Here is a 20479-nt window from a genome sequence, read left to right as displayed (position 1 = left end):
TTTTCAGGAACCTACCCTCATTCACCGTACTCGCCAAGGGGCGGCTGCGCAGCCTATCGCAGGCTGCACCTGGGCCTTGCGTCGTAGAGGCTCAAGAAGGCTTACAGCAGTTGCCAGGTATACACCAGGATCAAGCGGTTCTCATCGATGTCACTGCGGTAGTTGGAGCGTGCCATGGCATTGCGCACGCGAATCCCCAAGCCTTTGAACAGCCCGCCCTGCACCGCGTAACCAAGATCCAGGTCGCGCTCGCGGTCCTTGCCCTCGTAGCCTTGGCCGGTGTCGACGTTGTTGCCGGTGATGTAGCGCACCGTGGCCGTCAGTCCAGGGATACCCATCGCGGCGAAGTTGTAGTCGTAACGCACCTGGTAGGAACGCTCGTCGGTGTAGGCGAACTCGTACGTCGGCACTTCATTGCCCAGCGGCGAGATGTTGGCGAATACCCGAGGGAACGGGCTGTCGCCATAGATCCCCTGATAGCCGACATGGAAGCTATGCCCGCCCTGCCGGGCGGTGAGCATCGAAAAGAACGCCTGGTTGTCGATGTTGCCCAGCAGCGCATCACCGTCCTCGCGGGCGGTGAAGTAGCCCAGGTTGGCGCTGAGCACCCAGTCGCCGAGCGGCTTGCTGTGCTTGAGGCCAATGAAGCCCTGTTCGTAGATGTCCTGCAGTTGGCCGTACCAGAGGCTGGCGCTGCTTTGGTTGTCGTTGAAGGCATAGTCGCCACCGAGGTAGTTGAAGGCGTCGCTTTGTGCCTGGCGCATGGGCACATGCCCGAGCATGGCGATCATCTTGTCGTCACCGGCCTCGTTACGCAGGTGGCTGGAGGTCAGGTGTCCGGCCTGCAGGGTCAGGCCGGTCAGTTCGCCGGAGCTGAGGCTCACACCTTGGTAGGTCGGCGGCAGCAGGCGAATGTCGCTGAACGTCAGCACTGGCAGGTTGGGCTGAAGTTCGCCGAACCTCAGTTCGGTCTTGGACAGACGCGCCTTGAAGGTCGGCGCCAGGCGGCTGTATTCGTCCGCGGCGCGGCCATCGCTGTGAACCGGCAACAACCCGGTATTGACCCGGTCAGGGCTGCTGTCGAGCTTGATGCCCAGCAAGCCCAGGGCGTCCAGGCCGAACCCCACCGTGCCGGGGGTGTAGCCCGACTTGAAGTCGAGGATGAAACCCTGGGCCCACTCCTGGGCCTTCGATTGCTGATTGGCCCCGACGATATCCGAATAGTCGCGGCTGAAGTAATAGTTGCGGGCGCTCAGGCTGGCCTTGGCATCCTCGAAAAAGCCGTTTTCCGCGGCCAGCAGGGGTTGGCTGAGCAAGGTGATGCCCAGGGCGACACAAGGGGTGTGGTTCATTCCGAAGCTCTCTTTGATCTTGTTTTTATGGGTAAAGCGCTGGGAACGCGTGGGTCTTGAGTGATGCCTCTCCTCTTCAGCGGGCGCGGCGCAAGGCCGCTTGAACAAGGGGGCGACGCAGGCGTGGCAAGACGTGGGCGGCAAGACCGAACAACAAACCCCAGAACGGCGCCGACAACCCCAGGTAGGACACACCGGAGGCCGTCACCAGGAAAGTGAACAACCCCGCGTCGCGTTCGCCCGGTTCGGACAGGCTCCTGACCAGGGCCTCACTGATCGCGCCGTACAAGGCCAGGCCTGCCAGCGCGGCAATGAGCGCGGCGGGAAAGGCCGCGAACAGCGACATCAAGGTAGCGCCGGCGATACCCAGCAGCAGGTACAGCACGCTGCCGGATACTGCCGCCACATAGCGCCTGCGTGGGTCCTCATGGGCTTCGCGCCCGGTGCACAGGCTCGCGGTGACCGCCGCAAGGTTCAGTCCATGGCAGCCAAAGGGCGCGAGCAACGCCCCCCCTACGGCACTGGCGCTGATCAGCGGGCTCGCCGGCACGCTGTAACCGGCATTGCGCAGTACCGCCATGCCCGGCATGAACTGCCCGGTCAGGGCCACCAGCACCATGGGCAGCGCCAGGCTGAACAGGGCTGCAACACTGAACTGCGGTGCGATCAAGCGTGGCGAGGCCAGCTCCAGCACCAACGCATCACTGCGAAACTGCCCGCTCAGTAGCGTGACAAGCGCACCGACCAGCAGCACCATCGCCACCGCATAGCGCGGCTGGCGCGCGCGCATCAGCACATAGGTGGCGAACATCGCCAGCACCAACATTGGCTGTGCCGGTAACGCGCGGAACACCTCGGCCCCGAAACTGAACAGAATCCCAGCCTGCATGCCGGCGGCAATGGAGCCTGGCAGGCGAGCGATGATGCGGTCGAAGGCGCCGCTGATGCCGATCACCAGCAACACCAGGTTCGCCACCAGATAGGCGCCGATGGCCTGTTCCAGCCCCAACTGCGGCAAGGCGGTGACCAGCAGCGCCGAGCCCGGGATCGACCAGGCGATCACCACCGGCACCCGATAGCGCAGGCTCAGCAGCGCCCCCAGCAGCGCGCTGCCCATGGACACCGCCCAGACCCATGAGGACAGCACCGCGTGGGGCAAGCCGGCTGCCTCGGCGGCATGGAAGATGATGACCAGTGGCCCGGCATAGGAAATCATCGTTGCGATCATGCCGGCGACGATGGCCGACACGGAGCAATCCTTGAACAGGTCTTTCATGGGACCTCTCGCAAGCGCTGGCCGGCCTTGATGGCTGGCACTTGTTTTGTGTTGACTGCATCGCAGGCTGGCGTTGCGTGTGCGATGCGTTCTTCACGAGTAAGCCCGCCCACCGTCCCTGTGGCAGCGGGTTTACCCGCGAAGGGGACACCTCGGGGTATCAGCCCTGCTGCAATGCCCGCGGCCGTCCGCTGCGCTGCTCTGCCTCGCTGTCCACAGCCTTCTGCAGTTGGAAATCGAACGTGAGCTCGGCATACCGCCCCTGTACACCCCGCGCGCCGTCCTCGCGGAACTTGATCTCGCCGACCAGCCCATCACGGGTGGCGTAGGCGAAGTCGTCCCACAGGTACTGGTCACCGGCCAGGTTGATCTGGGTGGTCAGGTGGCGATGGCCCGGCGCAGAAATGAAGAAGTGGATGTGCGCCGGGCGCTGGCCGTGGCGGCCGAGCAAGTCCAGGCATTCCTGGGTCGGGCCCTGCGGGTCGCAGCCGTAGCCCGAAGGCACGATGCTGCGTGCGCGGTAGCGGCCCTGGGCGTCGGTGACGATGCGCCGGCGCAGGTTGTACTGCGACTGGCTCTGGTCGAAGAACGAGTAGGTGCCGCGGGTGTTGGCATGCCACAAATCGACCGTGGCGCCGGCCACCGGCTGGCCGTTCGGGTCGAGCACCTGGCCTTCGAGGAACATCACCGTGGCCACGCCCTCCTCGCTACCGTCGTCCATGCGCACTTCGCCTTCAGCAATAGGCGCACCGGCGACATACAGCGGGCCTTCGATGGTGCGCGGGGTGCCCCCGGTCAAGCCGGCCTGGGCGTCCTTGGCGTCTTGCAGCAGGTCGAGGAAATGCTCAAGACCCAGGCCTGCCACCAGCAGCCCGGCCTCGCCTCGCCCGCCCAGGCGGTTGAGGTAGTCGACGGCGAGCCAGAACTCGTCCTCGGTGATCTCCAGGTCCTCGATCAGGCGCGCGGTATCCTGCAGCACGCGCTGGATGATGCGCTTGATGCGCGGGCTGCCATCATCGTTACCGAAGCCGGCCGCTTCTTCGAAGAACTTCTGGATATCGGCAGTGTGGGAAATCTTCACGGTCATGGTGCGTACCTCATCTTGTTCTTGTGCAAGGGTTCGAATCAGCGATCGTCGCTGTGGATCGACGAGGGGTGGCGGCACAGGCCGTCGACCTCGATGTCCATGTAGGGAAACAGCGGCAGTTGCATCAGGGTGTCGTGCAGGGCCTCGACGCTGGGCACGTCGAATACGCTGTAGTTGGCGTAGTGGCCGGCAATACGCCACAAATGGCGCCAGGTGCCCTCGCGTTGCAGACGCTGGGCCAGTTCCCTTTCATCGGCCTTGAGTTGCGCGGCCTTGGCCGGGTCCATGTCGACCGGCAGCTTCACGGTCATCTTCACGTGGAACAGCATGGGATTCTCCTTGAGTCTGGTTAAGTCGTTGCGGGCGCGGCTTTAGCCGCGAACACCGGCACAGCCGGTGCCATCCACCGCGTTGTCTGCTTCGCGGCTTAAGCCGCACCCACAGGGTCGTGCGCTTTTTCAGCGGCGGGCGAAGCGCGCCAGGCGGGCTTCGTCCAGGGTCAGGCCCAGGCCCGGGGTGCGCGGCACATGCAACTGGAAGTCGCGGTACTCCGGCGCCTGGGTGACGATTTCCTCGGTCAGCAGCAACGGCCCGAACAGTTCGGTGCCCCAGGTGATCTGGCGCAGGGTGAGGAACGCGTGGGCCGAGGCCAGGGTGCCGATCGCGCCTTCGAGCATGGTTCCGCCATACAGGGCGATACCGGCGGCTTCGGCGATCTGCGCGGTGCGCAGCACGGCGCGTGGGCCACCGTTCTTGGCGATCTTCAGGGCGAAGATGCTGGCGGCGCCGTCGGCGGCCAGGCTGAACGCATCCTCGACGCTTTCGATCGACTCATCGGCCATGATCGGCGCCGGGCTGCGCTGGTTCAGGCGGACCTGGCCGGCGCGGTTGATACGCGAGATCGGCTGCTCGATCAGATCGATACCGTTGTCGCCCAGCACCTGGCAGGCACGGATGGCCTGGGACTCGTCCCAGTACTGGTTGACATCGACCCGCACGCTGGCCCGCTCGCCCAGGGCACGCTTGATTGCCACCACGTGCTTGAGGTCCTGCTCCACCGGGTTGGCGCCGATCTTGAGCTTGAACACCCGGTGGCGACGTGCCTCGAGCATGTGCTCGGCCTCGGCGATGTCGCGTGCGGTGTCGCCGCTGGCCAGGGTCCAGGCCACTTCCAGGCTGTCGCGCACCCGCCCGCCGAGCAGTTCGCTGACCGGCAGTCCCAGGCGTTTGCCCTGGGCGTCGAGCAACGCGCTCTCGATGCCGGATTTAGCAAAGGTGTTGCCCTTGGCCAGCTTGTCGAGCTTGAGCATGGCAGCGTTGATGTTGTCTGCCGGCAGGCCGATCAACGCCGGTGCCAGGTGCGCGTCGATGTTGGCCTTGATGCCTTCGGGGCTTTCGTAGCCGTAGGCCAGCCCGCCGATGGTGGTGGCCTCGCCGATGCCCTCCACGCCGTCGCTGCAGCGCAGGCGCAGGATCACCAAGGTCTGCTGCTGCATCGTATGCATCGCCAGCTTGTGCGGGCGGATGGTCGGCAGGTCGACGATGATCGCCTCCAGCCGGTCGATAGTCGGGCTTGTCATGCAAGGCCTCCAGTTGCGTCAGTGAACGGTCAGGCCTGGGCAGGCGCGGTCAGGCCGTGGCGCCGGCCGCTGGCCAGGTGCACGGCCATGGCCAGCGCGGCAATGGCACCAGGGATGGCAAATGCGATGAAGTTCAATTGCAGCGGCAGGTTGATGCCCATCAGCGCACCCCCCAGCAGCGGGCCGACAATGGCGCCATTGCGGCCGATACCCGACGCCCAGCCCAGCCCCGTGGAGCGCACCGACAGGCCGTAAAGCTGGGCGGCGCCGGCATACAGCAGGATCTGCGTGCCGATGGTGGTGGCGCCGGCGATGAAGATCAGCCCATAAAGCACCGGCATTGGGCTGTTCACGCCCAGAAGACTGATGGACAAGGCCGCAGCCAAGAAGAACGCCACCTTGACCTTGACCAGGTTGTAGCGGTCCCCCAGCCAACCACCGAAGATCGCCCCGGCCATGCCACCAAAGTTCAGCGCCAGTAGGAACGACAGGCTCGAGCCCAGGCTGTAGCCGGCATTGGCCATCAGCTTTGGCAGCCAGGAGCTCAGCGCATACACCATCAGCAGACAGCAGAAGAACGCCAGCCACAGCGCCAGGGTGCGCACCGCCAGGCCCTCGCGGAACAACGCCGCCACTGAAGCGCCCTTGGCCTTGCGCTCCAAGACCTGCAGCACATCGTCCGCCTGCACATCGCAGTCAGGATCCACACGCTTGAGCAGCGCACGTGCGTCCTTCACGCGGCCCTGGCGCACCAGAAAGCCGATGGACTCCGGCAGGTAGTAGAGGATCACCGGCAACAGCAGCAGCGGCAGCGCTGCGGCAAAGAACATCGACTCCCAGCCAAAGCGCGGCAGCAAGTAGATGCCGACGCCTGCCGAGAGCATGCCGCCCAGGGAGTACCCGCTGAACATGACCGCCACCAGGGTGCTGCGCAGGCGCTTGGGCGCGTATTCGTTCATCAGCGCCACGGCGTTGGGCATCAGCCCGCCGCAGCCGAGCCCGGCGATAAAGCGGTAGATACCGAATTCGCCAGGGCTGCTGGCAAAGCCATTGAGGATGGTCGCCCCGGAAAACAGCGCAAAGCACAGGGCAATGCCTTTCTTGCGGCCGATGCGGTCGGCCAGGCTGCCGAACGCCAGGGCGCCGAACATCATGCCGAACAGCGCATAGCTGCCCAGGGCACCGGCCTGCAACGGGGTCAGGCCCCACTCTTTCATGATGACCGGCAGGACCACGCCGTAAATGAACAGGTCATAGCCGTCGAAGATCAGCAGCAGGCCGCACCAGGCCATGACCATCCAGTGAAAGGGCGTGAAGCGTGCGTTGTCGATGATCGCTTGGACGTCGAGGGTTCGCATGGCATCTATCTCTGTTGTTTTTGTTGTGTGAAGAAAACCTTGCCGCAGGCAATCTCAGCCGAGATCGCCACCACCGACCGGCAACGTGACGCCGGTGATGTAGGAGGCCTCGTCGGAGGCCAGGAACAGGATCGCGCCGACCTGCTCGTCGATGGTTCCGTAGCGCTTCATCAGGCTGCTGGCGACGGTCTGGTCGACGATCTGCTGGTACCAGGCCTTTTCCTGCTCGCTCTGCTCGGTGCTGTTACGCGGGATGCGCCGCGGTGGCGCCTCGGTGCCGCCCGGAGCGGTGGCATTGACGCGCACCCCACGGCCGGCGGTTTCGAACGCCAGGCAGGCGGTCAGCGCGTTGACGCCGCCTTTGGCTGCGCCATAGGGCACGCGGTTGACGCCACGGGTGGCAATGGAGGAAACGTTGACGATGGCGCCGCTGCCGCGCTCGAGCATGTACGGCAGCGCCGCATGACAGCACCACAGGGTCGGGAACAGCGAGCGCCGCACCTCGGCCTCGATCTGCTCGACCGCGTAGTGCTCGAACGGCTTGGCCCAGATGGTCCCGCCGACGTTGTTGATCAGGATGTCGAGACGGCCGAAGGTCGCCACGGCCTCAGCCATCACCTGGGCGCAGTCGGTGTGCTGCTCCAGATCGGCGATGAGTGTCAGCACGCCCTCCCCGGCCAGCTCGTGGACCAGCTCGGAGCGGTCCACCGCAACCACCTGGGCGCCCTCGGCCTTGAGCCGCCAGCACACGCCACGGCCGATGCCTTGGGCGGCGCCGGTGACCAGGGCGACCTTGCCTTGGAATCTGTTGTTCATCTGCACTTCTCCGATGCGCCGCTGCCACAGCGTTCGCGGACGAAATAAAAAGGGGGCCGCCCTCACCCGCACGATGCGGGCAGCCCCGTGAAACCTCAGGCCGCCGCCGCGAACTTCTCGTAGTAGAAGTTCGCCGGCGTGATGCCTTGCTCGCGGATGTACTGGCTGACCGCCTCGACCATCGGTGGCGGCCCGCACAGGTACACGTCCACGTCGCCGTCATTGAGGTGGCGTGGGTCGATGTGCTGGGTCACGTAACCCTTTTGTGGGTACTGGCTGTCGGGGTTGGCCACGCAGGCGCTGAAGGTGAAGTTGGGAATCTGCGCGGCGAAGGCCTGCAGGCGGTCCAGCTCGACCAGGTCGAAGTCGTTGGTGACCCCGTAGATCAGATGCAGCGGGTGCTCGCTGCCCTGCTCGGCGATCTTCTCCAGCATCGCCGTGAACGGTGCCAGGCCGGTGCCACCAGCCAGCAGCAACAGAGGCCGCTGGATCGGGCGCAGGTAGAAGCTGCCCAGAGGGCCGGCCAGGGTCATCTGGTCGCCCGCCTTGGCTAGGCTCGTGAGGAAACTGCTCATCAGGCCACCCGGCACATTGCGGATCAGGAAACTGACCTCGCCGTCCTTTTGCAGCGAACTGAACGAGTAGGCGCGGGTCTGTTCGCTGCCCGGCACCTTGAGGTTGACGTACTGCCCCGGCAGGAACGCCAGACGGTTCAACGCCTCGCCCTTGATCGACAAGGCAATGGTGCTTTCGGACAACTGCCGCACATCGGCGATGGTGGCCTCGAAGCTGGCCTGCTCGGTCTTGCACAGCTGCGAGGACGCCGGAACGCGGATCACGCATTCGCTCAACGCACGCATCTGACAGGTCAGGACATAACCCTGGGCGATCTCGTCCTCGTTCAGGGCGTCTTCGATGAAGTTGTCGCCCAAGTCGTAGCGCCCGGCCTCGGCCTGGCACTTGCAGGTGCCACAGGCACCGTCGCGGCAGTCCAGCGGGATGTTGATGCCTTGGCGGTAGGCGGCATCGGCGACGGTTTCGTGGCCGTCGGCCTGGATGAAACGGGTGACCCCGTCTTCGAAATTCAGTGCGATCTGGAAGCTCATGGCGTACCTCCGGGGCGAGCCTGGCCGCGGCGCGCCTTGCGGCACCCCGAACGGCCCTCGCCGTGACCTGGAATCAGATGTGGTAGATGTCGATGACCTGACGGACGTAGTCGTTCTTCAGGACCACCTTCTTGGCCAGGATCAGCGGCTGCTCGCCGCGCAGATCGAGGGTGTAGAAGCTGGTGCCGAAATAGCTGTCGGTGGTCTTGTAGCGAAAGCTCAAGGTGTGCCAGTTGAAGCGCACCTGGCATTGGCCATCGCCCTGCTCGACGATCTCGATGTTGCTGATGTTGTGCGAGGTGCGGGTGTCGGGCACCGTGGCGCTGGAGCGCTCGGTCTTGATGCGGAACACCCGGTCCTCAAGACCGCCACGGTTGCCGTACCAGATCAGCGAGATTTCACTCTGCGGGTCTTCGGTGAGCGTGTCGTCATCGTCCCAGGAAGGCATCCAGAAAGTCGCATCGGCGGCGTACAGCTCCAGCCATTGGTCCCACTGGGCATCGTCCAGGTAGCGCGCTTCGCGGTAGAGAAAGTCGCGCACGGTCTCGTAAATGCTCATTGCACGGCCTCCACGGGGATCAATCGCTGTTCCTGCTCCAATGCCTTGAGCATGGTGTCCTGCCAATACTTGTGCTGCAGCACGAACAGGCCTTCATCCTCGGTGCGCACGCCCGAGAGCAACGGCTTGAGTTCGATTTCTTTGGCCGCCTCGTCGGCGCCCTCCACCCAATGAGTCGCGCCCCGGGACATGTCGTTCCAGCCGGTGCCCGCGCCGTAGCCGGTCTGGCAGGAGCGGAACTCTTCCAGATCGTCCGGGGTGGCCATGCCACTGACGTTGAAGAAGTCCTCGTACTGGCGGATGCGCTTGGCCCGCGCCTCGGCGCTTTCGCCCTTGGGCGCAATGCAGTAGATGGTGATCTCGGTCTTGTTCACCGAAATCGGCCGGGCGACACGAATCTGCGAGCTGAACTGATCCATCAGGTAAACGTTGGGGTACAGGCACAGGTTGCGCGAGTTCTCGATCATCCAGTCGGCGCGGGCCTGGCCGAAATCGGCGGCCAGCTGCTCGCGGCGCTCGTAGGCCGGACGGTCCTCAGGGTTGGCCCAGCGGGTCCACAGCAGCAGGTGGCCATGGTCGAAGGAGTAGAACCCCCCACCCTGCTTGGCCCAGGCGCCGGCGCTCATGGTCTTGATCTCTTCCCCGGCCTCGCGCTGCTTGCGCTGGTTCTGGGTGGCGGCGTAGTTCCAGTGCACGGAGCTGACGTGGTAGCCGTCGGCACCGTTTTCGGCGGTGAGCTTCCAGTTGCCTTCATAGATGTAGGAGCTCGAGCCGCGCAGCACTTCCAGGCCTTCTGGGGACTGGTCGACGATCATGTCGATGATCTTGGCCGACTCACCCAGGTGCTCACTCAACGGTTTGACGTCCGCGTTGAGGCTGCCGAACAGGAAGCCACGGTAGGACTCGAAGCGGGCGACCTTGGTCAGGTCGTGGGAGCCGTCGCAGTTGAAACTGTCGGGATAGCCGGCGTTGGCCGGATCCTTGACCTTGAGCAGCTTGCCGCTGTTGTTGAAGGTCCAGCCGTGGAACGGGCAAGTGTAGCTTGAGCGGTTGCCGCGCTTGTGACGACAGAGCATGGCGCCGCGGTGGCTGCAGGCATTGAGGAAGGCATTGAGCTCACCGTCCTTGTTGCGCGCGATGAAGATCGGCTGGCGCCCCATGGTCAGGGTGAGGAAGTCGTTCTTCTCGGGAATCTGGCTTTCGTGAGCCAGGTAGATCCAGTTGCCCTCGAAGATGTGTTTCATCTCCAGGTCGAACAGGCGCGGGTCGGTGAACATCTCCCGCTTGCAGCGGTAGACACCTTTTTCCCGATCGTCCTCGAGCATGGCATTGACGTAGTCGAATCCCAGGGACATGGCCAGGGTCTCCATTGTTATTGTTCAGGCCAGGTCAGGTTAGGGATTGGGCGGCGGGGGCAATATCCGGATCGTGCAGAGTGCTATCCAGTTTGTGCAGGCAGATCGGTGCGGAGGGTGCAGGGCTTGCGCAATCGCGGGCAAGCCCGCGAGCACAGGTCAGTTGCGGCGCTTGAGAGTCTCCGATGGCAGCTCGCCAAAGCGCTGCCGGTAGTGCTCGGAGAACCGACCGAGGTGCAGGAAGCCATAGTCCATCGCCAGTTCGGTGACATTGCGGACCGAACAGCTGGCGTCGCGCAGGCAGGCATGCACCTGCTCGAGCTTGCGCTGGCGGATGTACTGCTTGGGCGTGGTGCCCAGGTGCCGGTCGAACAACGCATACAACGAGCGCAGGCTCATGCAGGCCTGCTCGGCCAGGCCTTCGGCGGTGAGTTCGTGCTTGAGGTTGCGGTCGATGTGCTCGAGGATGCGCTCCAGGCTCGCACCCGCCGCGCCCAAGGGTTCGCGCTGGACATTGGTGCTCATCAGCGTCAGCAGCTTGCTGGCGACGATCTGGCTGTAATGGCCCTGTACCCTGGGCAGCGAATCGCTCACCTCGGCTTCATGGCACACCATCGACAGCAGGTTGACGAAGCCGTCGAGTTCTTCCAGCCGGTAGTGGTTGCGCAAGAAACGCACCCCGCCGCTGGGCCGCTGCCAGCGTTGCTCCTCGCAGATCGAATCGAGCAGATGGGTGGGCACCTTGAGGATGAACTTCTCGCAGTCCTCCGAGTAGGTCAGGTCCACCGGTTCGTCCGGGTTGATCAGCAGCAGTTCGCCCGGCACCAGGTAATGCTCGCGCTGGTGCCCTCGCCACAGGCAATTGCCGTTGAGCAGGATCTGCAGGTGATAAATGGTCTCCAGCGCCGGCGATGTGACCCTGACGCTGCCGCCGTAGCTGATGCGGCACAGGTCGAGCTCGGCCATCTTGCGGTGGCTGAGGCTCGATTGGGGATGGGTGGTGCGGGACAGGCCGATGCAGTGCTGGCCCACGTGCCGGTTGACGTAGTCGGACACGACATAAGGATCGGCGCGATGAAACACGCTGCTGCGCTCGCTCAACAGGCGGCTTTCCATAGGCAAGGCACTCGGCTTCGTTATTGTTCTGGTCGCCGCGTCCTACGGGCACTGGGGCCAGTGGTTGCGGTCATTCACGGTCAGTCTATCGAGCCGGTGGAGGGAACATGGAGGCAGGCGACCACCGGCGTGGTGCTCGCCACACACTAAGCAAAAAGCGGGACCTTGGGCAATGCGACTTAAGCAAACGACGTGCGGATAGCGAACGTCCCGCAAGCGAGACGTGTTCGTTTATCGCACAGCGCTACGCGGGTAAACCCGCCCCCGGAAGGTTGCCAGACCTTGTCGACTTCAGAGGCCGGCTACTGCACCGGCAGGAAGTTCAGCAACAGCAAGCTTTGCGCATAGTTCAGACCGATCCGCCGGTAGCGTTCGTCAAGCATCTGGGCCAACAGGTCCAACCGCGCGACGATCTTGCCGAACTCCACGGCAAAGCTCAGGTTGCTGCCCTCTTCGGAGATTTCATTGGAAAACAGCAACAATACGCCATTGGCGTCCTGGCGCTGGCTCAGCATCCAGGTGGCCTTCTCGATGTTGCGGGCGGCGTTGTTGACGAACAGCGGGTCGATGGTGTCGGTCATGTAGAACTCGGTGCGCCCGCCATGAGCGGTGATCAGCATGCTGCCGATGGCATAGATGAAGGCGCCGACCCGGTCGCCGCGAAATTCCGGGCTCAAGGCGTAGCTCAAGGCCGCCAGGTCGCGCCGATTGCCAAGCTGTGCCAAGGGTTGGCGCTGCTCGATGGCCAGGCGGATCTGGCGCTCGGCGGTAGCGGCGTCGAGGTAGCCCGATTGCTTCCACTGGTTGGGATTGCGCTGGTAGAGCTTGTTCATCAGCAAGTACAGGCTCTGCAGGTTGTCACGCATGGCAATCGTCGCCATGCGGTCGACACTGGTCTGGAACAGCTCGCTGGGCTTGCCGTCACCGAGCTGGGTGAGGACATCGCGCCCCTGCTCCTGGGTGCAGGCGCACAGGGCCGTCAGGGCGCCAGCCAGGAGCAGGCGGGATAAAAGTCTGGGCAGTGAAACAACCATCGGCACCGGGGTCTGGGATCAACGGCTGGGTCGGGCATCGGCTCAGCCTGGCCATCGATAGAGCGTGCAAATGGAGAAAAGTGCGGCGGGTAAGCGAAACGCTTGTAGTGCTGGGACGCTTCACAGGCCAAACAGCAGACTCAAAGACAGCGCTGCGCCGCGGCAGCACCTGTCTTGTGTTGCTTGCTATGGCCTGTTCGCGGGTAATCCCGCTCTACAGGGACTGCCGCGTTGTTGAAAGCGCCGCAGCACCCCGTGGAGGGTTCACCCGCGAAGCGATCACATGGCGTGACGCAGCATCTCGATAACCTGGGCATGCAACGCCGGATCGCCACAAGCCACCACGCAACCGCCATCCTGCGCCGAGGTGCCGTCCCAGGCAGTGATCACACCGCCTGCGCCCTCGATGATCGGCATCAGCGCCTGCACGTCATACGGCTGCAGGCTGGCTTCGACGATGACATCGACAAAGCCCGACGCCAGCATGCAGTAGGCATAGCAGTCACCGCCATAACGCATCAGCCGCGCCTTGCCGGCAACCGCCTCGAAGGCCGCCTTGCGCGCGGGCGTGTCGAACATGTCCGGAGTGGTACACATCAAGGTCGCCGATGCCAGGTCGACGCAAGCGCGGGTCTTGAGCGGCGTGCCGCTGCGCCAGGCGCCCTCCGGGGTGCCGACGAAGCGCTCGCCGGTGAACGGCTGGTTCATCACCCCGACCACCGGACGTTCGCCGTCGTTCAGGGCGATCAGCGTGCCCCACAGCGGCAGGCCGGTGATGAATGCGCGAGTGCCGTCGATCGGGTCGAGCACCCAGGTCAATGGGCTGCTGCCCTTGGCCACACCTTGCTCTTCACCGAGGATGCCATGGGCCGGATAACGCGCCTGGATCAGCTCACGCATGGCCTCTTCGGCGGCCTTGTCGGCCACGGTGACCGGGTCGTACAGGCGTCCGCCCTTGTCCTCGACGTCCAGGCTTGCACGGAAATACGGCTTTATCGCCGCAGCGGCGGCATCGGCCAACTGCTCGGCGAAGGCGCGGAATTCGCCAATCTGTTCAACGCTCAGGGACATGGATCGGGCCTCGATGTAGGAGAAAAGGCTCGCATCATACCCCAGTCGCCGGGCACCGGAGGCATCGACACAAGGCCTACCAGCCACCAAGGTCTAGACTGAGAAAGGAACTTGGGCGCCGCTTGGCGCGTAAACCGGCACGGGCGGTTTGGGGGCCGCCACACGTGGAGGTATGAGATGAGCCAGTTCAAGCGATTGTTCGTGATGCTCGGCCCGCAGATGCGCCATACACCCGCCCTACAGAGGGCCGCGGCGCTGGCCGAATCCAGCGGCGCACTGCTGGATATCAACGTGTTCGTTGACGATGTCGACACCTTTGGCTTGATGAGCGATACCCGCGAGCGTGAGCGGCTGCTCGAGCACAACCGCCAGTGGCTGGCCGACGAAGTCGAACAGCTGCGCAACGCCGGGCTGGATGTGTCCACCGAGCTGCTGCTGACTCGCGACCCGCTGGGCAGTGTGCTGGAACAAGTGGAGCGCCTGGGATGCGATCTTTTGATCAAGGACGTTCAGCACGAACCGGTGCTCAAGCGCCTGCTGGTGACGCCGTTGGACTGGCAACTGCTCAAGGACAGCCCTGTCGCCGTGCACCTGGTCAGCGACATCCGTCTGCCCCTGCCCCGGCAGATCGCCGCCGCGGTCGATCTGAACTGCCATGGCGCAGGCGAGCATCTGGATGAACAGGTCATCCGCTGCGCCCATGCCCTGGCCCTGCAGTGCAACGCCGAACTGCACCTGCTGCATGTGTGCGACGCGGCCAAGACCCACATCGCCGACTTCGGCGCCGGCACGGTGACCATGCCAGGCTTTGACGGTAGCGTGCGCACGGCCCAACGCGCCGCTTTCAACCGTCTGGGCGATCACCACCAGATCGATCTTGAGCGTCGACACTTTCTGGAGGGGCCGGCCACGCGCGCGATTGCCCAGTTCGTCAGCCATAGCCGAATCGACGTGATCGTCATGGGCAGCCATCGTCACGATGCGATGCAGACCTTCCTCGGCGGCACCACCGCCCATGTGGTGGAGCATCCGTTGTGCAATGTGCTGGCGATCAAGGCGGTGCGCTGACATGCAGAGACGTCGCAGGCGTGCAGAAGCCGTTGTCTCGCGAGCCTGCGCTGGCCAATTCGCGGGTAAACCCACCCCCACAGGATTGGCGGTGATCCCTGCAGGAGCGGGTTTACCCGCGAACACCGGCGCAGCCGGTGCCAGGCAAAGCCTAGCGCTCCGACAGCCGCACTCTCACTCAACGGGTATCAGAAGCCCTTGCTGTAGTACAGCGAGTAGGACTCGATGCCGTCGTTCGGCTGCTTGAGACCGGCGTTGGAATAGTGCATTGCGCGTACACCGATCTTCTGTTCGGCCGGCAACTTCAGGCCAAAGCCGATGCGGTCTTCGAAGTTGACCGAAGAGCCCAGGCGCTGATCGCCCACATCGGTCTTGGAAAATGCCGCAAGACCTATACCGGCTTCGATGAAGGGGGTGTAGGTAAAGCCGCTGAACTCATAGACGAACACCGGGCTGAACGACAGCGAGTGTGCGCCGCTGGCCTCGCCGCCTTCCCAATAGGTGTAGGCCGCATCCCAGTAACCGGTCAGGTGGCCAGTGTTGCTTTCGAACCACTTCTTGTCCCAGTCGAAGGAAAGGCCGATACGGTAGGTCATATCGCCTTGGCCGGTGGCGCCAACGGCACCAGACACTTGTGCGGCCTGGGCCATGTTGGCGCCGGCGAAAGCCAGGACGGCGGCAGCCAGCGAAGCGGCGAGACGGGTTTTCATCTATGAATCTCCTGATGGTCTTCACGGACAAGCCAGCGCAATGCCTGCCAGCTTGATTCCAGATTGGGGGCTTATGCCCCTCCTTCTTAGTGCCCTGAACCGGGTGCATCCAACCAAGTTACAAGACGCAATACTTTTTGGATTATCGGCCAACCCAACAAAAAGTTGAAAGGCTATTTACCGCTTGTTGATAAAACACTCTGTTGCATATTTGTAAACAATTGAGCATGCCGCACGGAATCTAATATCCCAGCGTCTGAAGATCGCTCAGAAATACTTTAAACATGCTGACGATTTTCCCTCTCGCTAATGCTGTCGCCCCCCGCTCAGTCATACACCGACTCCTCGTGTTCCCCCAATAAGCGCCGCTGCCTGGGCGTCGCTTCTTCCAGCACTTCAGGGTTGAAGTGCCAGGCCAAGTAGGGAGAGAACTTCTGCGCAACCATGCGCCGGCCGTAGTGCACTTGCAGCATGTCGCGCATTGCGGCGCTATGGTTGGCACCCCCGCCATGCCACAGGTCACTGCGAAACACCAACGCGTCGCCGGCGTGACACAGTACATCCCTGGCACCTTGCCCCTGCCAGCTGTCCTCGCCCTCCTGGGGCGAGCGACCGGCGAAATGGCTGCCCGGTACGACCCGGGTCGGGCCAACGGACTCATCGATATCGCACAAGTACAACTGCGCGGTGAGAATCTGGACTGGCTGGCTGTAGTCCCTCCGAGCGCGGATCCAGTCCGGCAACTCGATGGGCAGGTAATCCAGGTGCAGCTCCATGCCGGGGTAACCGGGATGACTGCGCCAGGCGGTCTGGCCAATCACATGACAATCCTGTCCCAGGACGGCCTCGGCCAGATCGATCAAGGGCGGAAGATCCAGAAACGACAACCACAGCGGATTGCGGTTGAACACACATTTGTAGTGTTCCAACAGGCCTTGGTAGTCCCAGTGAAGTGGCTGCAGGTCGTCGATGGCACAGCGCAGCAAGGCAATGCGCAATGGCTCCAGGACGCCCGGAATCAGCACGTAGCCGTATTCATCCAGCGATTTCAACTGAGTTTCCAGGTTCATGGCCATGCTCCGGCAGGCGCTCTGCTGAAATATCAGAAGGACGCGGAATCAAGATCGTTCAAAAAAATATAGGCCCGATCGGTACCTCCTGCAGGAAGCCACGATCAGGCCTGTGGTCTGGATCCGACAGGAGTACAGATGTACTCCTTGATATTCAGGGACGTTTTACCGCCAGTGCAAACTCACATTGGCGGGGGATTTGCCGCTCACGCTCACCTGCTGCTGCACGGTTTGGCCGTCGGCATTGCCGGTGACCCGGTATTGCCCTGGCGGCAGTTGCACGAACAACAGCGGGCCGACGTCCTGCAACGCCAGGACCTGCTGGCCTTGGGCGTTCTGTATATCCACCGTTGCGCCGCTCTGGAACTTGCCCTCCGGGCCCACAGACAAGGTGACATGCAGGTCATAGCCAGGGGTGCGACGCAAGGCATTGGCTTCATCCTGGCCGATCCCGCCTTGCAGGTAGCGCACGCCGTTTTGCTCTTGCGGTTGCAGTTGCACCGCTTGCGGATCGATTGGCGCATTCAGGTCGGCAGCGGCCGCAAGGGTCCAAGGCAAGGCCATGGCCACCAGCAAGGCGGCGCATAGCCCGTAATGATGTTTGCGCATGGTGCATTCCTCCCTGCGAGGGATGGTCTACACAATGTTCGACGCCATAGGGCCAGGGGTGTTCGAGCAGAGGACAGCCGTCGGTCAGGCCGCGCGCCGCTCCTCCAGCAGCTTGACGAACATGCTCAGGCTGCGCGAGACCGTTCCTCGGCGCCACACCAGCCAAGTCTTGAGGTAGCGAAAATCCTCGGACAACGGCCAGACGCTCACCGTGCTGCATCCCGGCATGCTGTCGAGCATGCTGCGCGGCATCAGGGCCAGGCCGGCCCCGGCGCTGACGCAGGCCAGCATGCCATGGTAGGACTCCATCTCATGGATCTTGCCCGGCACCGCCTGGTCCTGGACGAACCAGTTCTCGAAGTGATGCCGATAGGAGCAGTTGGCCCGGAAGGCATAGATGCTCTCGCCGTTCACATCCCGGGCCCTGCCCACCGGGGCATGGTTGAGCGGTGCGATGATGACCATTTCCTCCTCGAACACCGGCATGCCTTCCAAGGTCGGGTGCAGCACCGGGCCGTCGACGAACGCCGCCACCAGGCGCCCGGACAGCACTCCCTCGAGCATGGTGCCCGACGGCCCGGTGGACAGGTCCAGGTCGACCTTTGGAAAGCGCTGGTTATAGGCCGCCAGCAGCCCTGGAATGCGCACCGCCGCGGTGCTCTCCAGCGACCCGAGGGCAAAAGTGCCCTGGGGGTCCTCGCCAGCTACGGTCAGGCGCGCCTCATGTACCAGGTCGAGGATGCGCCGCGTGTATTCGAGAAAGTTCCAGCCCGCCGGCGACAGCCGCAACCGGCTTTTCTCACGGATGAACAGCTCCACGCCCAGGTCCTCCTCCAGCTGCTTGATGCGCGTGGTCAGGTTCGAGGGGACGCGATGGATCTGCTGCGCCGCAGCGCTGATGCTGCCGTGCTCGGCCACGGCCTTGAAGATTTCCAGTTGCACCAGGTCCACGGTCTTTCTCCATTCGTGAATGTTTCGCTCATTATTATTCAGTTTTCATTAAAACCACACACCACTAGTCTGGGCGCCAGTCGGATACAACAACGAGGAGCCCGCCATGAGCGAGATCAGCAGCCTGACCCATGCCATTTCCGTCGACCCGCATAGCGGTGAGCGGATCGGCCATTACCCCTTCGACACCGACGCCGCACTGGAAGCGGCGCTGCAACGCGCCAAGAAAGGCTTTGGCCAGTGGCGCCAGGTGTCGCTGGGTCAGCGCAGCGAATACCTGCTCGCCTTGGCAGATGCCCTGCAAGCCAATCATGAAGCCTTCGCCCACATGATCACCCGCGAGATCGGTAAGCCGATCACCCAAGCCCGCGGCGAAGTCACCAAGTGCATCGGCCTGTGCCAGTGGTACGCCGAACACGGTCCGGCCATGCTCGCGCCAGAACCCACCCAGATCGAAAAAGCCCGCATCGAATACCGTCCGATGGGCCCGATTCTGGCGGTGATGCCGTGGAACTTCCCGATCTGGCAGGTCCTGCGCGGCGCGGTGCCTGCCTTGCTGGCCGGCAATACCTATGTCCTCAAGCACGCGCCGAACGTGATGGGCAGTGCCTACCTGCTGCTCGACGCGTTCAAGCAGGCCGGGCTACCCGAGGGCGTGTTCGAAGTGGTCAACGTGACCCCAGAAGGCGTCACCCGAGCCATCAATGACCCGCGCATTGCCGCCGTCACTCTCACCGGCAGCGTACGTGCCGGTATGGCCATCGGTGCCCAGGCAGGTGCGGCGCTGAAAAAATGCGTGCTGGAACTGGGCGGATCGGACCCGTTCATCGTCCTGGCCGACGCCGACCTGGATGCGGCGGTCAAGGCGGCCGTGATCGGCCGTTACCAGAACACAGGCCAGGTCTGCGCTGCCGCCAAGCGCATGATCGTCGAACAAGGCGTCGTCGAGGCATTCACCCGCAAGTTCGTCGAGGCCACCCGGCAGCTGAAGATCGGCAACCCACAGGACGACGACACCTACATCGGCCCCATGGCCCGCTTCGACTTGCGTGACGAACTCGACGGCCAAGTCCAGGCGACCCTGGCCGAAGGCGCCACTTTGCTGCTCGGCGGCAACAAGATCGAAGGCGTGGGCAACTACTATGCACCCACTGTGTTCGGCGACGTTACCCCCGAGATGACCGCCTTCAAGCAGGAGCTGTTCGGCCCTGTCGCGGCGATCATCACCGCCAAGGATGCCGAGCATGCGGTAGAACTGGCCAACGACAGCGAGTTCGGCCTGGCCTCGACCATCTACACCGCCGACCTCGCCTTGGCCGAGCGCATGACGGCCGCCCTGGACACCGGCGGCGTGTTCATCAACGGCTACTGCGCCTCCGACCCCCGTGTAGCCTTTGGCGGTGTGAAGAAGAGCGGTTTCGGCCGCGAACTGTCGCACTTCGGCGTGCGCGAGTTCTGCAACGTGCAGACGGTGTGGCTGGATCGCAACTGATCCTCTGCCGTTCCCTTGGGTTGCGCCGGTTCAGCCCCGGCGCAACCAGTCGATGAAGCGGGCGAACAGCTCCGATTGGGAGTTGATCTCGAGTTTGAGGTAAAGGTTCTTGCGGTGCATGCGGACCGTTTCCGGCGAGATGCCCAACTCGATGGCCGTGGATTTCACCGAGTGCCCACGCAGGATCATGTGCGCCACCTCGCGCTCCCGGTCGGTGAGAACCTGGCAGCCAAAGCTGTCGAACGCTGCCTGCAAACCGCCCGGCTCGGCGGCGTGCGGGGCTTCCAGCAGATGCGCGCGGGCATAGCGCCCCAGCAGCTCACGCACCATCGGCTCCACCGCCCGCAGCACGTCCAGCTGCGCAGCGCTAAGGCGTGTGCCGCTGCAGCCTTGGAACAGGCTCAGCGAGACTTTGCGGTCCTCGGCGATATCGGCGATGAAGTAACTGTCTTCGCTGCAGCCGGTACCTAGGTAGTAGGCCTTGTAGTAGTCGCTGTCGAAGAAGTTGTCCGGCGCGATATCTTCCAGGTGATAGAAGCCTTCAGCCAGCCCGTTCTCCACCGCCAGGCAGAACGGGTCGAGCAGGTAGCCTGCGGCAAAATAGCGATTGAGCACCGCATCGCGATGGCATTCGGGAATACCCTGCTGGTACAACAACCGCGGCGCCCGCCCCCGGCATTCCAGGCTGATCATCATCGACTCCACGCAAACCAGTTGGCCGATAGCGGCGGCCAGGTGGGCCAGGGCATCGGGCGTGTCGCTGTGGGCGAAAGCGTGCTGCAAGGCTGCATGCCACTGCTGCAGGGCGCCGAAGGTCAGGGTGATGGGCGTGTCGGGGGTAGGCTGGGTCATGCCCGGCAGTCTAGCCT

20 protein-coding genes are annotated in these 20479 nt (G+C 63.5%); 2 read left to right on the top strand and 18 right to left on the bottom strand.

Annotation, left to right across the window (positions count from 1 at the left end; genetic code table 11):
* Nucleotides 1–101 precede the first annotated feature (101 nt).
* The 13 genes from AB1N67_RS11700 to hisN all read right to left on the bottom strand — a co-directional run bounded on the left by AB1N67_RS11700 (nucleotide 102) and on the right by hisN (nucleotide 13710).
* Nucleotides 102–1352 carry an OprD family porin gene (locus tag AB1N67_RS11700; protein WP_090342724.1) on the bottom strand — a complete coding sequence of 417 codons (1251 nt, stop codon included), beginning with the start codon at nucleotides 1350–1352 and terminating at the stop codon, nucleotides 102–104.
* Between the two features lie 76 nt (nucleotides 1353–1428).
* The gene (locus AB1N67_RS11695) at nucleotides 1429–2628 is read right to left on the bottom strand and encodes a benzoate/H(+) symporter BenE family transporter (RefSeq protein ID WP_367863831.1); all 1200 of its coding nucleotides are present in this window, start codon (nucleotides 2626–2628) and stop codon (nucleotides 1429–1431) included.
* Between the two features lie 160 nt (nucleotides 2629–2788).
* Entirely contained in the window at nucleotides 2789–3715 is a 927-nt protein-coding gene (catA, locus tag AB1N67_RS11690; RefSeq protein WP_043210803.1) for a catechol 1,2-dioxygenase, read from the bottom strand.
* Between the two features lie 38 nt (nucleotides 3716–3753).
* On the bottom strand, nucleotides 3754–4044 hold the full coding sequence (gene catC, locus AB1N67_RS11685; RefSeq protein WP_043210800.1) for a muconolactone Delta-isomerase: 291 nt from the start codon (nucleotides 4042–4044) through the stop codon (nucleotides 3754–3756).
* 129 nt (nucleotides 4045–4173) lie between these two features.
* A complete protein-coding gene (locus AB1N67_RS11680) occupies nucleotides 4174–5295 on the bottom strand; it encodes a muconate cycloisomerase family protein (protein WP_090342718.1) in 1122 nt (373 codons plus the stop codon).
* A gap of 29 nt (nucleotides 5296–5324) precedes the next feature.
* Nucleotides 5325–6653, bottom strand: a complete 1329-nt coding sequence (locus tag AB1N67_RS11675; RefSeq protein ID WP_367863830.1) for an MFS transporter — start codon at nucleotides 6651–6653, stop codon at nucleotides 5325–5327.
* 54 nt (nucleotides 6654–6707) lie between these two features.
* Nucleotides 6708–7469, bottom strand: a complete 762-nt coding sequence (locus tag AB1N67_RS11670) for a 1,6-dihydroxycyclohexa-2,4-diene-1-carboxylate dehydrogenase (protein ID WP_043210794.1) — start codon at nucleotides 7467–7469, stop codon at nucleotides 6708–6710.
* A gap of 95 nt (nucleotides 7470–7564) precedes the next feature.
* Nucleotides 7565–8575: a benzoate 1,2-dioxygenase electron transfer component BenC gene (gene benC, locus AB1N67_RS11665; protein ID WP_043210792.1), complete on the bottom strand. Its 1011-nt coding sequence runs from the start codon at nucleotides 8573–8575 to the stop codon at nucleotides 7565–7567.
* 73 nt (nucleotides 8576–8648) lie between these two features.
* Nucleotides 8649–9134, bottom strand: coding sequence for a benzoate 1,2-dioxygenase small subunit (gene benB, locus AB1N67_RS11660; RefSeq protein ID WP_043210788.1), 486 nt, complete (start codon nucleotides 9132–9134; stop codon nucleotides 8649–8651).
* The gene (gene benA / locus AB1N67_RS11655) at nucleotides 9131–10489 is read right to left on the bottom strand and encodes a benzoate 1,2-dioxygenase large subunit (protein WP_043210865.1); all 1359 of its coding nucleotides are present in this window, start codon (nucleotides 10487–10489) and stop codon (nucleotides 9131–9133) included. The genes benB and benA overlap by 4 nt, the downstream gene beginning before the upstream one ends.
* 159 nt (nucleotides 10490–10648) lie before the next feature.
* A complete protein-coding gene (locus AB1N67_RS11650) occupies nucleotides 10649–11605 on the bottom strand; it encodes an AraC family transcriptional regulator (protein ID WP_043210786.1) in 957 nt (318 codons plus the stop codon).
* A 302-nt stretch (nucleotides 11606–11907) separates the two neighbouring features.
* Nucleotides 11908–12639: a hypothetical protein gene (locus tag AB1N67_RS11645; protein ID WP_043210784.1), complete on the bottom strand. Its 732-nt coding sequence runs from the start codon at nucleotides 12637–12639 to the stop codon at nucleotides 11908–11910.
* A gap of 279 nt (nucleotides 12640–12918) precedes the next feature.
* On the bottom strand, nucleotides 12919–13710 hold the full coding sequence (gene hisN / locus AB1N67_RS11640; protein ID WP_090342712.1) for a histidinol-phosphatase: 792 nt from the start codon (nucleotides 13708–13710) through the stop codon (nucleotides 12919–12921).
* A 177-nt stretch (nucleotides 13711–13887) separates the two neighbouring features.
* Between hisN and AB1N67_RS11635 the strand changes: the two genes are divergently transcribed.
* The gene (locus tag AB1N67_RS11635; protein ID WP_043210780.1) at nucleotides 13888–14778 is read left to right on the top strand and encodes a universal stress protein; all 891 of its coding nucleotides are present in this window, start codon (nucleotides 13888–13890) and stop codon (nucleotides 14776–14778) included.
* Nucleotides 14779–14966: 188 nt separating this feature from the next.
* Here the strand turns inward: AB1N67_RS11635 and AB1N67_RS11630 are convergent, their stop codons facing one another.
* From AB1N67_RS11630 to AB1N67_RS11615, 4 genes are all read right to left on the bottom strand, one after another.
* A complete protein-coding gene (locus AB1N67_RS11630) occupies nucleotides 14967–15488 on the bottom strand; it encodes an acyloxyacyl hydrolase (RefSeq protein WP_043210779.1) in 522 nt (173 codons plus the stop codon).
* A 326-nt stretch (nucleotides 15489–15814) separates the two neighbouring features.
* Complete coding sequence (locus AB1N67_RS11625) at nucleotides 15815–16558, bottom strand: phytanoyl-CoA dioxygenase family protein (protein ID WP_182940836.1); 744 nt, start codon at nucleotides 16556–16558, stop codon at nucleotides 15815–15817.
* A 165-nt stretch (nucleotides 16559–16723) separates the two neighbouring features.
* Nucleotides 16724–17167 carry a hypothetical protein gene (locus AB1N67_RS11620; RefSeq protein ID WP_043210775.1) on the bottom strand — a complete coding sequence of 148 codons (444 nt, stop codon included), beginning with the start codon at nucleotides 17165–17167 and terminating at the stop codon, nucleotides 16724–16726.
* An 84-nt stretch (nucleotides 17168–17251) separates the two neighbouring features.
* Nucleotides 17252–18118 carry a LysR family transcriptional regulator gene (locus AB1N67_RS11615; protein ID WP_043210773.1) on the bottom strand — a complete coding sequence of 289 codons (867 nt, stop codon included), beginning with the start codon at nucleotides 18116–18118 and terminating at the stop codon, nucleotides 17252–17254.
* 106 nt (nucleotides 18119–18224) lie between these two features.
* Between AB1N67_RS11615 and AB1N67_RS11610 the strand changes: the two genes are divergently transcribed.
* A complete protein-coding gene (locus AB1N67_RS11610; RefSeq protein WP_043210770.1) occupies nucleotides 18225–19610 on the top strand; it encodes an aldehyde dehydrogenase family protein in 1386 nt (461 codons plus the stop codon).
* A gap of 30 nt (nucleotides 19611–19640) precedes the next feature.
* Here the strand turns inward: AB1N67_RS11610 and AB1N67_RS11605 are convergent, their stop codons facing one another.
* Nucleotides 19641–20462, bottom strand: a complete 822-nt coding sequence (locus tag AB1N67_RS11605; RefSeq protein WP_080642099.1) for a helix-turn-helix transcriptional regulator — start codon at nucleotides 20460–20462, stop codon at nucleotides 19641–19643.
* Nucleotides 20463–20479: the final 17 nt, after the last annotated feature.

Origin of the sequence: Pseudomonas guariconensis (assembly GCF_040822035.1) — a bacterium.
Classification (GTDB): Bacteria; Pseudomonadota; Gammaproteobacteria; order Pseudomonadales; family Pseudomonadaceae; genus Aquipseudomonas; species Aquipseudomonas guariconensis.
Note: the sequence above shows the minus strand (reverse complement) of the source record. Positions and strands in the feature narration are given on the sequence as shown.

Excerpts from the sequence above, each read along its gene's own strand:
- AB1N67_RS11700 (WP_090342724.1), bottom strand. The coding sequence starts at position 1,352 with ATGAACCACACCCCTTGTGTCGCCCTGGGCATCACCTTGCTCAGCCAA.
- AB1N67_RS11695 (WP_367863831.1), bottom strand. The coding sequence starts at position 2,628 with ATGAAAGACCTGTTCAAGGATTGCTCCGTGTCGGCCATCGTCGCCGGC.
- catA (WP_043210803.1), bottom strand. The coding sequence starts at position 3,715 with ATGACCGTGAAGATTTCCCACACTGCCGATATCCAGAAGTTCTTCGAA.
- catC (WP_043210800.1), bottom strand. The coding sequence starts at position 4,044 with ATGCTGTTCCACGTGAAGATGACCGTGAAGCTGCCGGTCGACATGGAC.
- AB1N67_RS11680 (WP_090342718.1), bottom strand. The coding sequence starts at position 5,295 with ATGACAAGCCCGACTATCGACCGGCTGGAGGCGATCATCGTCGACCTG.
- AB1N67_RS11675 (WP_367863830.1), bottom strand. The coding sequence starts at position 6,653 with ATGCGAACCCTCGACGTCCAAGCGATCATCGACAACGCACGCTTCACG.
- AB1N67_RS11670 (WP_043210794.1), bottom strand. The coding sequence starts at position 7,469 with ATGAACAACAGATTCCAAGGCAAGGTCGCCCTGGTCACCGGCGCCGCC.
- benC (WP_043210792.1), bottom strand. The coding sequence starts at position 8,575 with ATGAGCTTCCAGATCGCACTGAATTTCGAAGACGGGGTCACCCGTTTC.
- benB (WP_043210788.1), bottom strand. The coding sequence starts at position 9,134 with ATGAGCATTTACGAGACCGTGCGCGACTTTCTCTACCGCGAAGCGCGC.
- benA (WP_043210865.1), bottom strand. The coding sequence starts at position 10,489 with ATGTCCCTGGGATTCGACTACGTCAATGCCATGCTCGAGGACGATCGG.
- AB1N67_RS11650 (WP_043210786.1), bottom strand. The coding sequence starts at position 11,605 with ATGGAAAGCCGCCTGTTGAGCGAGCGCAGCAGCGTGTTTCATCGCGCC.
- AB1N67_RS11645 (WP_043210784.1), bottom strand. The coding sequence starts at position 12,639 with ATGGTTGTTTCACTGCCCAGACTTTTATCCCGCCTGCTCCTGGCTGGC.
- hisN (WP_090342712.1), bottom strand. The coding sequence starts at position 13,710 with ATGTCCCTGAGCGTTGAACAGATTGGCGAATTCCGCGCCTTCGCCGAG.
- AB1N67_RS11635 (WP_043210780.1), top strand. The coding sequence starts at position 13,888 with ATGAGCCAGTTCAAGCGATTGTTCGTGATGCTCGGCCCGCAGATGCGC.
- AB1N67_RS11630 (WP_043210779.1), bottom strand. The coding sequence starts at position 15,488 with ATGAAAACCCGTCTCGCCGCTTCGCTGGCTGCCGCCGTCCTGGCTTTC.
- AB1N67_RS11625 (WP_182940836.1), bottom strand. The coding sequence starts at position 16,558 with ATGAACCTGGAAACTCAGTTGAAATCGCTGGATGAATACGGCTACGTG.
- AB1N67_RS11620 (WP_043210775.1), bottom strand. The coding sequence starts at position 17,167 with ATGCGCAAACATCATTACGGGCTATGCGCCGCCTTGCTGGTGGCCATG.
- AB1N67_RS11610 (WP_043210770.1), top strand. The coding sequence starts at position 18,225 with ATGAGCGAGATCAGCAGCCTGACCCATGCCATTTCCGTCGACCCGCAT.
- AB1N67_RS11605 (WP_080642099.1), bottom strand. The coding sequence starts at position 20,462 with ATGACCCAGCCTACCCCCGACACGCCCATCACCCTGACCTTCGGCGCC.